Source organism: Paenibacillus sp. V4I5 (assembly GCF_030817255.1).
Taxonomy (GTDB): domain Bacteria; phylum Bacillota; class Bacilli; order Paenibacillales; family NBRC-103111; genus Paenibacillus_E.
In genome coordinates this window covers 5,576,916-5,589,233 of the sequence record NZ_JAUSZB010000002.1, presented here as the reverse complement: position 1 = coordinate 5,589,233, position 12,318 = coordinate 5,576,916, and the positions used below count along the sequence as shown (strand labels likewise).

The following is a 12,318-nucleotide window of genomic DNA, read 5'->3' as shown; positions in this document are numbered from 1 at the left end:
TCAAGAGAAATGTATAGGATGAATAGAGGGCTGACTTTATTTATTCAACTTGGCTTCCGCATCTTTGCCTTTATCAGTAATTGTTTTGAACGCTTGCTCAAGCGTCTGTTTGCCGAACATCACGGCTTCCATTTCCGATTTGTACGTTTTCACGAAATCTTCAGTGCCTGGAGGAGCAGGGTAGAAAGGCAGTGCCTTGTCTTTTGCTGCGTTCAATAAATCTTTACCGAAGAGATCACCTTTGGATAGTGTAGATTCAAGACTTTTGAAAATAGTTTCATTAATCGGAATACCTCTCGTTGTGCCCAGAACTTTGCCAGCCTCTTGATTGGAAATAAACCACTTGATGAACTGTTTGGCTTGCTCTTTATTAGCTGAGTTCGCACCTATGCTGAGGAAGATTGTCGACTGCGCCCAGCCTCCCCCTTTCGGACCTATCGGATTGCTGTTTACTACCAATTTGCCTGGAACTAGTGCCTGGATAGCCGTTGCAGACCCCACGGATGCTCCTTTGAGCATCACTTTGCCGGCTGCCAAAGAGTCGAGCTTTGGATCGTTCTCTTTAAAAGACATCTGCAAATCGGCCGAAGGTACGATGCCGTCTTTGCGGAATCCAGCATATGTGTTTTGGAATTGGAACCAAGTGTCCTTATCTAGGTTGAACTTCGTGCCGTCTTGGAAAATAGGTCCTTTTCCTTGGGCCGTTTGATAATACTGGTACCAATCCCAAACATTTGATAAATCGTCGATCGGATATTTGTCTTTAGGCAATTTCGTGCGTGCTTCTTTCGCAAAGGCAAAGAAATCATCATAGGACCAATTATTGAATGGCAGCTTGATTCCTGCCGCTTCAAGATCAGGTTTGTTGTACACCATCCCCTGACCGTTCAAACTGAGGGGAACACCGTACAGCTTGCCGTTGATTTTAACATTCTCCAAAATTTTTGGATCGACGATGTCTTTCAAATCGAGATCCGACAAGTCAGCAAGCTGCCCCCGCTTGACGTAACTTTGAATATACGCCGCATCCATCTGCAGCACATCTGGGATCGTATTGGAAGCCGCTAAAGTTGGAAGCTTTTCCCAAAATCCATCCCATGCTGTATACTCTGGGGCAAAGGTCACTTTAGGCACTTGACTCGTGTATAAATCCAGCGCTTTCAAAGTGGCATCATGACGTGCCTGTGTTCCCCACCACATGATCTTCAGCTTAACCGCCTTGTCAGAAGCAGGCGCAGACGTCGCTGTTTTCGCCGTCGTTTGCGGCTGCGTCGATGATTGCGCCGGCTGGCTGCCGCTGCTGCATCCAGTAATACCAATCGTTGCAGCAATCATGGCTAAAGATAACCCTTTGAGCATTGGTTGTCGTTGTTTCATGAATAAACACTCCCTTTATATGTGAAATGATGTGTTGCCTACATGAGGTGCAGCTTTTGGCATCAACCTTTGATTCCTGTTGTAGCGATGCCCTCCACGAAATGCTTTTGGGCCAAGAAAAACACAATGGCAGAAGGAGCGACTGAGAGAAGCGACATAGCCAACAATTGGCCCCACTGGATTTCAAATTGGTCAATAAACATTCTTAGTGCCAAACCGACTGTAAATTTCTCAATGGAGCTTAAATACAACAATTGGGAGAAGAAATCGTCCCAGCTCCAAAGAAATGTGAAAATACCTACGGTTACAAGCGCTGGTTTTATTAAAGGTGCAATGACGAAGAGAAATATTTTGTAAACAGAAGCACCGTCCATTTGTGCGGCCTCGTCCAGATCTCTGGGAATTCCCCTAATAAATTGGACGACTAGGAAGATGAAGAATGCACCTCCTCCAAAGAAATGAGGTAATATCAATGGAATATAACTGTTCACAAGGCCCAACTTGTTATACATAATGTACTGAGGCACAACAGTCACCTGAGAAGGCAGCATCATTGTAAGCAACAACACGGAGAACCAGAAACTCCGTAGTTTAAACTGCAATCTCCCAAATCCATACCCCACTAGTGCCGCCGTGACTACGCCGCCCAATACGTTCCAGAATTCCATTAAAAGCGTATTGGCAAAAAAGGTTGTGAACGTGTACTCGGAAGAATACGTCCAGCCTTTGGTGTAATTTTCCCACATCAACACCTGCGGCCAAATCGTTGGTGAACCTAATTCCGCCAAACTTTTCAATGAGGCACCCATCCACCAAAAAACCGGGTAGAGCATGATCAGAGAAAACGGCAACAGAATGAAATGTGCCTTTAATGAAGAATATCGCCGTATGATCATTTAGATCCTCTCCCATCGGATTCGTAATAGACCCAGTATTTGGATACGGCAAAATTAATTGCCGTTAATATTGCTATAATAAGTAACAATATCCATGCTAGTGCGGAGGCGTAACCCATTTGAAATTGTTTGAAAGCCTTTTCATACAAGAACATGACATACATATAAGTTGAGTTTGCAGGGCCTCCTGCCGTAATGACGAATGCAGAAGTAAACATTTGGAAGGATCCAATAATACCTAGCACTAAATTAAAAAACATGACAGGTGAGAGCATTGGTAACGTAATGGTAAAAAACTTACGGACGATTCCAGCACCATCTACGGAAGCGGATTCATATAAATCTTTCGGAATTTGTTTCAAGCCCGCTAGGAAGATAACCATGGTGGACCCAAACTGCCAAGCATTCAGTAAGATAAGAGTGCCAAGAGCTGTATCAGGGTTCGATATCCATCCAACTCCAGTAATATGAAACCATCCCAGAATGTGATTGATATACCCATCCAATCCGAACATGTTTCGCCAAAGCGCAGATACCGCAATACTTCCCCCAATTAACGATGGAAAATAAATAGCTGTCCGATACACATTCATCCCACGGAGACTCCGATTCAGCAGCATCGCTACCATTAGGGAAAAAAACAACTTGACTGGCACGGAGATGAGAACAAACGAGAAAGTTACAGAAAGCGATTTCAAGAATAATCGATCTTTTGTAAAAATCTCCGAATAGTTTTTCGAGCCAATCCATGATGGCTTATCCAGTAATGAATAATCTGTAAAAGATAAATAAAATGACTGAATAATAGGCCATAGCGTCAACAATAGAAAGCCAATTAACCAAGGGGAAATGAATAGATACCCGGCAGTATTATACTCATCTTTATTGCGAAACCTACGCTTTCTTATAATCATAGTTGTTACCTTCTCTCAGCTTAAAATAAATGGGGTCAATGTTACTTAATGTATTTCGATTGTAATCCTAATATTTTATTGTGTCAACCTAATATATAAATAATGTTATGTTAAATAAACTAGTTTTATGTTTATTTTAACCGCTTACTTTCATAACATAAAACACATTATTTACTTATAATCCGTTTATTTCTTGGATATATCGACAAACAACATAAAAAAGTTCCCGAATCAAGTTTACTTGTAAACTTGATTCGGGAACTTTGTAAATCGAGCTACTTCAATTATTCTAAATCGTTAACTTTCTGTGAAAGCACTGATACTTTCCCTAATAATTAAGTCGCTTTGCAGCAATACTTTTTCATAGGGCATATGCCTATTCTTCAATCTCCATAACAACAAGTCTACTGCTTTGATACCGAGTGCATCTTTCTCAGCATTGATCGTTGTAAGCGTTGGAAAGTCTTTAACAATATCGACATTGTTATCAAAACCTGTTAAAGAACAATCCTCAGGGACACGAAGATTCATTGCCTTTAAGGCATTATGCACTAGCACGGCAATTTGATCATTCGCGCTCACGAATGCTGTAGGAAACTCACTAGCCGGGATGGACTGCAAACCTGTCAGCAGCAAATTCGTATTTTCTTCTCTCAAAGAAGGTATCACATTTAACAACGCATGACTTCTATGCAAATAAGGCAGTTCATTCTCCTCCATGATAGACCTGAACCCTATCCAACGGTCAAAAAAACTTCGCGAATAACGCAAATTGCCGATGAATTGGATACGGGTGTGACCCTTGCCAATCAAAAAATTAGTAAGCTTGCGCATAATATCCACATTATTCATGAAAATAGTGTCCGATTCAATCATCTCATCTTCATGATCGACCATTACAAAGGGGATTGCCTTACTTCTTAGCTCCATCAGCATCGGCGTTGATACAAGCCCAACACCAATGACCCCTAACAGACCCTCTGGTTTCATAACCAGATTAAAGTTTCTAGGATTGTCATCTGAGACAATAATCGAGCCTATTCCTTCAGATTCAAGTGTTTTGGAGATGCCGTCTAGTACTTTCCCCCAATAGCCGGACTCTTTATTCTGGCTGCGAATGTTCGGAATTAGAATACAAACGATTTTATCACTTTGCTCCGAAGTGGACTGACTCTGAATTTTTTTAATCGTTTTCTGGTTCAGATATCCTAATTGGGAAGCGATTTCAAAAATTTTTTCTCTCGTTACTGCACTAATGCCAGATTTCCCGGACAATGCTTTCGATACTGCATATTTAGATACACCAACTCGATCCGCGATCTCCTGCATGGTAATTTTATTCGTTTTTGTCAAAGCTATCACTCCAAATCAGTATCCGACACTCGTGTTGATTTTGTAAACCAAACAATACTCTCATAATAATAACAAATTAGCATATATAAGTATACAAGAAGTGTTATCTCTAGTAGATGGAGAAAATAAAAAGAAGAGAAGGCGCTTATTAGCAACCTACTCTTCTTTACCGATAATGCGGTCAAGAGGACTCGAACCTCCACGGGGGGTTAGCCCACACGGACCTGAACCGTGCGCGTCTGCCAATTCCGCCATGACCGCGAAACAGAGAACTTTAGACTAGGTCTAAAGCTCCCCATAAATACTGAGTCATGTAGGATTCGAACCTACGACACCCTGATTAAAAGTCAGGTGCTCTACCAACTGAGCTAATGACTCATGGACATAAATAAAAAAAATGGCGGAGCTGACGGGATTCGAACCCGCGGTCTCCTGCGTGACAGGCAGGCATGTTGGGCCACTACACCACAGCTCCACACTATGTAAGACATCTAATATAGGGATCTTTTTGATAATATCAAAAGTCTCTCCTTATATAAGAGGTTGGTTGCGGGGGCAGGATTTGAACCTGCGGCCTTCGGGTTATGAGCCCGACGAGCTACCGGGCTGCTCCACCCCGCGACATTACTAGCATGATATTTTATTATCCCCGAAAAATGTTTAGCTAATGCGTTACACTTTTTAAGGTAAAATGGTGGAGGCTGACGGGATCGAACCGCCGACCCTCTGCTTGTAAGGCAGATGCTCTCCCAGCTGAGCTAAGCCTCCATGGGATATAACTAGAATATAGATGGTGACCCGTAGGGGACTCGAACCCCTGTTACCTCCGTGAAAGGGAGGTGTCTTAACCACTTGACCAACGGGCCTCGTAAACAGGCTTTTCTTATGTAAAAGTTTATTGGTGGCGGAGAGAGAGGGATTCGAACCCTCGAGACGCTTGTGACGCCTACACGATTTCCAATCGTGCTCCTTCGGCCAGCTCGGACACCTCTCCATGAAAAGCCTGGTATGTTATAAAAAATGGCTCCCCGAACAGGACTCGAACCTGTGACAACTCGATTAACAGTCGAGTGCTCTACCAACTGAGCTATCAGGGAAAACTGCTTGGCAACGTTCTACTCTCCCAGAACCCTGCGGTTCAAGTACCATCGACGCTGGAGGGCTTAACGGTCGTGTTCGAGATGGGAACGCGTGGGTCCCCTCCGCCATCATCACCAAACAGTCAAAGCGTGTTTGCGCCTTGAAAACTAGATACGAAACTTGCGTAAAGTTAGAATTTTAGGTTTATTGGTTAAGCCCTCGACCGATTAGTATTCGTCAGCTGCATGCATTGCTGCACTTCCACCTCGAACCTATCAACCTCGTCGTCTACAAGGGGTCTTACATACTGGGAAATCTCATCTTGAGGGGGGCTTCGCGCTTAGATGCTTTCAGCGCTTATCCCCTCCGTACATAGCTACCCAGCGATGCCTCTGGCGAGACAACTGGTACACCAGCGGTACGTCCATCCCGGTCCTCTCGTACTAAGGACAGCTCCTCTCAAATTTCCTACGCCCGCGACAGATAGGGACCGAACTGTCTCACGACGTTCTGAACCCAGCTCGCGTACCGCTTTAATGGGCGAACAGCCCAACCCTTGGGACCTACTTCAGCCCCAGGATGCGATGAGCCGACATCGAGGTGCCAAACCTCCCCGTCGATGTGGACTCTTGGGGGAGATAAGCCTGTTATCCCCAGGGTAGCTTTTATCCGTTGAGCGATGGCCCTTCCATTCGGTACCACCGGATCACTAAGTCCGACTTTCGTCCCTGCTCGACTTGTAGGTCTCGCAGTCAAGCTCCCTTATGCCTTTGCACTCTGCGAATGATTTCCAACCATTCTGAGGGAACCTTTAAACGCCTCCGTTACATTTTAGGAGGCGACCGCCCCAGTCAAACTGCCCACCTGACACTGTCCCCATACCGGATCACGGTACTAGGTTAGAACTCCGATACGATCAGGGTGGTATCCCAACGATGCCTCCACCCAAGCTGGCGCTCAGGCTTCAAAGGCTCCCACCTATCCTGTACAGATCGTACCAAAGTCCAATATCAAGCTGCAGTAAAGCTCCATGGGGTCTTTCCGTCTTGTCGCGGGTAACCTGCATCTTCACAGGTATTAAAATTTCACCGGATCTCTCGTTGAGACAGCGCCCAAGTCGTTACGCCATTCGTGCGGGTCAGAATTTACCTGACAAGGAATTTCGCTACCTTAGGACCGTTATAGTTACGGCCGCCGTTTACTGGGGCTTCAATTCATAGCTTCGGGCTTGCGCCCTAACCACTCCTCTTAACCTTCCAGCACCGGGCAGGCGTCAGCCCGTATACTTCGCCTTGCGGCTTCGCACAGACCTGTGTTTTTGCTAAACAGTCGCTTGGGCCTTTTCACTGCGGCCCCCTCGGGCTATTCACCCTACCGAGGCACCCCTTCTCCCGAAGTTACGGGGTCATTTTGCCGAGTTCCTTAACGAGAGTTCTTCCGCGCGCCTTAGAATTCTCTTCTCACCCACCTGTGTCGGTTTGCGGTACGGGCACCTTCGCCTGGCTAGAAGCTTTTCTTGGCAGTGTGAACTCATGACCTTCGGTACTTAAATTTCCCTCCCCATCACAGCCCAGCCTTAACGATGTGCGGATTTGCCTACACATCAGCCTCACTGCTTGGACGAGCATCCATCAGCTCGCGTCACTATCCTTCTGCGTCACTCCATTGCTCATAACGGCTACGGTGGTACAGGAATTTCCACCTGTTGTCCATCGACTACGCCTTTCGGCCTCGCCTTAGGTCCCGACTTACCCTGAGCGGACGAGCCTTCCTCAGGAACCCTTAGGTTTTCGGCGGATCAGATTCTCACTGATCTTTTCGTTACTTATACCGGCATTCTCACTTGTATGCGCTCCACCTGTCCTTACGGTCAGAATTCTACGTACATACAACGCTCCCCTACCCATGCACTAAAGTGCAAGCCATAGCTTCGGTGGCGTGTTTAGCCCCGTTACATTTTCGGCGCAGAGTCACTCGACCAGTGAGCTATTACGCACTCTTTCAATGGTGGCTGCTTCTAAGCCAACATCCTGGTTGTCTGTGCAACTCCACATCCTTTCCCACTTAACACACACTTGGGGACCTTAGCTGATGGTCTGGGCTGTTTCCCTTTTGACAATGGATCTTAGCACTCACTGTCTGACTCCCGGATTTAAGTTTGTGGCATTCAGAGTTTGACTGGACTTGGTAACCCTTGGCGGGCCCCGCACCCAATCAGTGCTTTACCTCCACAACTCAACATCCGAGGCTAGCCCTAAAGCTATTTCGGGGAGAACCAGCTATCTCCGAGTTCGATTGGAATTTCTCCGCTACCCCCACCTCATCCCCGCATTTTTCAACATGCGTGGGTTCGGGCCTCCAGTGAGTGTTACCTCACCTTCACCCTGGACAGGGGTAGATCACACGGTTTCGGGTCTACGTCCACGTACTAAAGCGCCCTATTCAGACTCGCTTTCGCTGCGGCTCCGTCTTTTCAACTTAACCTCGCACGGGAACGTAACTCGCCGGTTCATTCTACAAAAGGCACGCCATCACCCATATAGAGGGCTCTGACTTCTTGTAAGCACACGGTTTCAGGTTCTTTTTCACTCCGCTTCCGCGGTGCTTTTCACCTTTCCCTCACGGTACTGCTTCACTATCGGTCACTAGGGAGTATTTAGCCTTGGCAGATGGTCCTGCCGGATTCCGACGGGGTTTCACGTGACCCGCCGTACTCAGGATACCTCTAGGGGTTTCGTTCGATTTTGGCTACAGGGCTTTTACCTTCTATGCCGGACCTTTCCAGATCTCTTCGCCTACCGAACTAACCCCACAACGAGGTCCTACAACCCCAAGGAGCAAGCTCCTTGGTTTGGGCTATTCCGCTTTCGCTCGCCGCTACTGACGGAATCACTTTTGTTTTCTTTTCCTCCAGGTACTTAGATGTTTCAGTTCCCTGGGTATGCCTCTACTATTGCTATGTATTCACAATAGAGTAACTGCGCATTACCACAGCTGGGTTCCCCCATTCGGACATCCCCGGATCAAAGCCTGCTTACGGCTCCCCGAGGCATTTCGTCGTTCGCCACGTCCTTCTTCGGCTCCTAGTGCCTAGGCATCCTCCGTGTGCTCTTTCTAGCTTAACCATTTATAGGGATCTTTTGCGCTAAGCAAAAGTCTCTCCTATTGGAAAGAGTTTAAGATTTTTGTGCAACCCGAAGGTTAACACAACCTAAGTTCTTACTTTACGTTTTGTTTCGTTATCTAGTTTTCAAGGAACAACTGCGATGCTTTTGAAAGATTGCTCTTTCAAAACTGAACACGAGTGAGTAAGCGGTTTGTGTGCTAAGCACACTTGACTGGTCTTATCAAGACCGAGTCTCCATAGAAAGGAGGTGATCCAGCCGCACCTTCCGATACGGCTACCTTGTTACGACTTCACCCCAATCATCTACCCCACCTTCGGCGGCTGGCTCCCTTGCGGGTTACCCCACCGACTTCGGGTGTTGTAAACTCTCGTGGTGTGACGGGCGGTGTGTACAAGACCCGGGAACGTATTCACCGCGGCATGCTGATCCGCGATTACTAGCAATTCCGACTTCATGCAGGCGAGTTGCAGCCTGCAATCCGAACTGAGATCGGCTTATAAGGATTGGCTCCACCTCGCGGCTTCGCTTCCCGTTGTACCGACCATTGTAGTACGTGTGTAGCCCAGGTCATAAGGGGCATGATGATTTGACGTCATCCCCACCTTCCTCCGGTTTGTCACCGGCAGTCATCTTAGAGTGCCCACCCAAAGTGCTGGCAACTAAGATCAAGGGTTGCGCTCGTTGCGGGACTTAACCCAACATCTCACGACACGAGCTGACGACAACCATGCACCACCTGTCTCCAATGCTCCGAAGAGGGCACCTATCTCTAGGTGTTACATCGGGATGTCAAGACCTGGTAAGGTTCTTCGCGTTGCTTCGAATTAAACCACATACTCCACTGCTTGTGCGGGTCCCCGTCAATTCCTTTGAGTTTCACTCTTGCGAGCGTACTCCCCAGGCGGCATACTTACTGTGTTAACTTCGGCACCGAGGAATCGAATCCCCAACACCTAGTATGCATCGTTTACGGCGTGGACTACCAGGGTATCTAATCCTGTTTGCTCCCCACGCTTTCGCGCCTCAGCGTCAGTTATAGGCCAGAAAGTCGCCTTCGCCACTGGTGTTCCTCCACATCTCTACGCATTTCACCGCTACACGTGGAATTCCACTTTCCTCTCCTACACTCAAGTCAACCAGTTTTGGATGCGAACCGGGGTTGAGCCCCGGGCTTAAACACCCAACTTAATTGACCGCCTGCGCGCGCTTTACGCCCAATAATTCCGGACAACGCTTGCCCCCTACGTATTACCGCGGCTGCTGGCACGTAGTTAGCCGGGGCTTTCTTCTCCTATACCGTCACACAAAAGGCAGTTACTCCTCTTGCTGTTCGTCTAGGGCAACAGAGCTTTACGATCCGAAAACCTTCATCACTCACGCGGCGTTGCTCCGTCAGACTTGCGTCCATTGCGGAAGATTCCCTACTGCTGCCTCCCGTAGGAGTCTGGGCCGTGTCTCAGTCCCAGTGTGGCCGTTCACCCTCTCAGGTCGGCTACGCATCGTCGCCTTGGTAGGCCGTTACCCTACCAACTAGCTAATGCGCCGCAGGCCCATCTATAAGCCACAGATTGCTCCGTGTTTCATGATTCTCTCATGCGAGAAAACCAGTTATCCGGTCTTAGCTATCGTTTCCGATAGTTATCCCGATCTTATAGGCAGGTTACCTACGTGTTACTCACCCGTCCGCCGCTAACTTATCCCGAAGGATAAATCCGCTCGACTTGCATGTATTAGGCACGCCGCCAGCGTTCGTCCTGAGCCAGGATCAAACTCTCCATAATAGTGGACGATTGCTCGTCCGTATATTTGAAAGCTGAAATGCTCATTGACTTGCTAGCGAGATTTTGCAATCTCTTTTTTGAACGATTTCTCGTTCGTGCTTACTCACTCGTTGTTCAGTTTTCAAAGATCAATTTCTTTCGTTCACTGCCGTGTTACCGAAGCAGCGAGAAGTAATATACCACAGCTCGTTCATCAATTGCAAGCACTTTTTTTCTTGTCAATTTCTGTCGCTCTCTGTCGGAAAGCTATAGTAACATAGTTTGCTGCTTGAATGCAAGTTCCATTTAATGTCTCATGGTGATTTGCCGCTTCAAAGCAACGAGGAATAATGTAACACGTAGAGAAACCAATTACAACCCCTTTGGAAATGTTCCACAATTGCAATTGTTTTGAATTGTTCCTACAGAAAATCTAAACAAAAAGGATGCAGTCCTTCCGCATCCTTTAAAGCTCATTCGTATTCCATTCTATTTATTGAAGGAAAATTCAAGGGGGAATCTACAAATCTAGTGAAAGGGCTGCATTATCTAGCAGATTATTAACAAATCAACGCGTAGATTGAAAGAATTCGATACGCTCTCCATCTAAACCATTAAAGAAGAAGTATCTGGAGCCATTCGGAAGGGTCGTAATCTCAGCATCCAGCTGCTCAACTCCCAGTCCTTTGATTCTTGTAAATTCCGCTTCAATATCATCCACAGTAAAGGCCAAATGGTGAACTTTGCCCTCTTGCGGTAAACCCGCGTTATAACCCTCTATTAATTCAACTTCCGTTTCATTTAATGCTTCAAAACCAAGAAAGCCGAGTTTGATCACACCATTCGTATGTAACAAGGTACCTTTGTGCTTAAGTCCAATCACATCTTCATAGAAACGAATTGATGCTTCCAAATTCGCTACCATTATACCGACATGCTCCATTTTCAAAACTGCCATTTGTACATAACCTCCCAACATCTCCTTCTATTGTAACGAAAAGAGCACGAGAGGACTAGACCATTTTTAAGAGATAAGGAGCGTCTCCATTTCCCCATCCAGCGAGAAGAGCGTTACTTCTTTATTTGTAATATTGACCAAACCAATATCATCAAATACTTTTCTCACTTGAGCATTGGATAAATGCTTCATTATGGTTTGGGCCGCAATCTGTAAATGATCCTGATATATGGATTCAAAAAACATAAGAACTTCTTTTTCCCCGACTAGGATTTTCGCATGCATCATCCTATAACACCCCCATTATCAATGGTTCAATTGTATATTTTGTAATCTAGGAAAGTGTCAGGACTTTATTAGGTTTATGTTAGGTTCATAGATTTCGCCTTAGATATAAAGTCAGTGTATACTAGAGTAAAGAAGATGGGGTAGGAGGGTGCAAATATGAGATTACTAAAGCTTCTTCAAATCTATGAAGTGGATGGGATTACACCCAAGCATCGATCGGAACGGTTCGATTTTGATGAAATTCAAGGGCAAACATTTCGTGAAATGAACCCTACTGAGGTTGGGTGCCCCATGATCCTATCAGGCGTCCATCGATATATACCCTTCAAAACAACTAGAGTTCAAGCTATCGATCGGGACGGTTTGGATTTCCGGGTTCTGACACGCAATACCATCTATCATTTTGAAGTTTATACAGAACGTCAAGCCACGTAACCTTTGGAAGGTTAATGGCTTTTTTTGTTCATTCATATAATAATAATTTCTTCACTTCTCAAAATCTACCATTTCCCCTTATACTAATAGATGGGTTTATTAACCGCGGTTCTATTATTTGAAGGAGGA

General features: G+C 46.1%; 7 protein-coding genes, 8 tRNA genes and 3 rRNA genes. 1 reads left to right on the top strand and 17 read right to left on the bottom strand.

Features of this window, described 5'->3' with window-relative positions; all coding sequences use genetic code 11:
- Positions 1-36: 36 nt before the first annotated feature.
- From QFZ78_RS27550 to QFZ78_RS27470, 17 genes are all read right to left on the bottom strand, one after another.
- A complete protein-coding gene (locus tag QFZ78_RS27550) occupies positions 37-1,377 on the bottom strand; it encodes an extracellular solute-binding protein (RefSeq protein WP_307552245.1) in 1,341 nt (446 codons plus the stop codon).
- A gap of 62 nt (positions 1,378-1,439) precedes the next feature.
- The gene (locus QFZ78_RS27545) at positions 1,440-2,273 is read right to left on the bottom strand and encodes a carbohydrate ABC transporter permease (protein WP_307552244.1); all 834 of its coding nucleotides are present in this window, start codon (positions 2,271-2,273) and stop codon (positions 1,440-1,442) included.
- Positions 2,270-3,187 (bottom strand): carbohydrate ABC transporter permease, encoded by a 918-nt coding sequence (locus tag QFZ78_RS27540; RefSeq protein WP_307552243.1) that lies wholly within the window; start codon positions 3,185-3,187, stop codon positions 2,270-2,272. Before QFZ78_RS27540 ends, QFZ78_RS27545 begins: the two co-directional genes overlap by 4 nt.
- Before the next feature lie 297 nt (positions 3,188-3,484).
- Complete coding sequence (locus QFZ78_RS27535) at positions 3,485-4,540, bottom strand: LacI family DNA-binding transcriptional regulator (RefSeq protein WP_307552242.1); 1,056 nt, start codon at positions 4,538-4,540, stop codon at positions 3,485-3,487.
- A gap of 176 nt (positions 4,541-4,716) precedes the next feature.
- Positions 4,717-4,801: transfer RNA gene (locus tag QFZ78_RS27530), tRNA-Leu, on the bottom strand.
- 44 nt (positions 4,802-4,845) lie between these two features.
- A tRNA-Lys gene (locus QFZ78_RS27525) sits at positions 4,846-4,918 on the bottom strand.
- 20 nt (positions 4,919-4,938) lie between these two features.
- Positions 4,939-5,015, bottom strand: a tRNA-Asp gene (locus QFZ78_RS27520).
- Between the two features lie 69 nt (positions 5,016-5,084).
- Positions 5,085-5,161: transfer RNA gene (locus tag QFZ78_RS27515), tRNA-Met, on the bottom strand.
- Positions 5,162-5,232: 71 nt separating this feature from the next.
- Positions 5,233-5,308, bottom strand: a tRNA-Val gene (locus QFZ78_RS27510).
- Between the two features lie 23 nt (positions 5,309-5,331).
- Positions 5,332-5,406 (bottom strand) — tRNA-Glu (locus QFZ78_RS27505).
- 36 nt (positions 5,407-5,442) lie between these two features.
- Positions 5,443-5,534, bottom strand: a tRNA-Ser gene (locus tag QFZ78_RS27500).
- Positions 5,535-5,561: 27 nt separating this feature from the next.
- Positions 5,562-5,637: transfer RNA gene (locus QFZ78_RS27495), tRNA-Asn, on the bottom strand.
- 5 nt (positions 5,638-5,642) lie between these two features.
- A 5S ribosomal RNA gene (gene rrf / locus QFZ78_RS27490) occupies positions 5,643-5,759 on the bottom strand.
- Between the two features lie 68 nt (positions 5,760-5,827).
- Positions 5,828-8,745: ribosomal RNA gene (locus QFZ78_RS27485) — 23S ribosomal RNA — on the bottom strand.
- 242 nt (positions 8,746-8,987) lie between these two features.
- Positions 8,988-10,529: ribosomal RNA gene (locus QFZ78_RS27480) — 16S ribosomal RNA — on the bottom strand.
- The 16S, 23S and 5S rRNA genes sit together here with 8 tRNA genes alongside, the layout of an rRNA operon.
- Before the next feature lie 547 nt (positions 10,530-11,076).
- Positions 11,077-11,466, bottom strand: a complete 390-nt coding sequence (locus QFZ78_RS27475) for a VOC family protein (RefSeq protein ID WP_307552241.1) — start codon at positions 11,464-11,466, stop codon at positions 11,077-11,079.
- Between the two features lie 66 nt (positions 11,467-11,532).
- Positions 11,533-11,754, bottom strand: coding sequence for a hypothetical protein (locus QFZ78_RS27470; RefSeq protein ID WP_307552240.1), 222 nt, complete (start codon positions 11,752-11,754; stop codon positions 11,533-11,535).
- 156 nt (positions 11,755-11,910) lie between these two features.
- Between QFZ78_RS27470 and QFZ78_RS27465 the strand changes: the two genes are divergently transcribed.
- Complete coding sequence (locus tag QFZ78_RS27465) at positions 11,911-12,189, top strand: hypothetical protein (protein ID WP_307552239.1); 279 nt, start codon at positions 11,911-11,913, stop codon at positions 12,187-12,189.
- Positions 12,190-12,318: the final 129 nt, after the last annotated feature.

Excerpts from the sequence above, each read along its gene's own strand:
- QFZ78_RS27550 (WP_307552245.1), bottom strand. The coding sequence starts at position 1,377 with ATGAAACAACGACAACCAATGCTCAAAGGGTTATCTTTAGCCATGATT.
- QFZ78_RS27545 (WP_307552244.1), bottom strand. The coding sequence starts at position 2,273 with ATGATCATACGGCGATATTCTTCATTAAAGGCACATTTCATTCTGTTG.
- QFZ78_RS27540 (WP_307552243.1), bottom strand. The coding sequence starts at position 3,187 with ATGATTATAAGAAAGCGTAGGTTTCGCAATAAAGATGAGTATAATACT.
- QFZ78_RS27475 (WP_307552241.1), bottom strand. The coding sequence starts at position 11,466 with ATGGCAGTTTTGAAAATGGAGCATGTCGGTATAATGGTAGCGAATTTG.
- QFZ78_RS27470 (WP_307552240.1), bottom strand. The coding sequence starts at position 11,754 with ATGATGCATGCGAAAATCCTAGTCGGGGAAAAAGAAGTTCTTATGTTT.
- QFZ78_RS27465 (WP_307552239.1), top strand. The coding sequence starts at position 11,911 with ATGAGATTACTAAAGCTTCTTCAAATCTATGAAGTGGATGGGATTACA.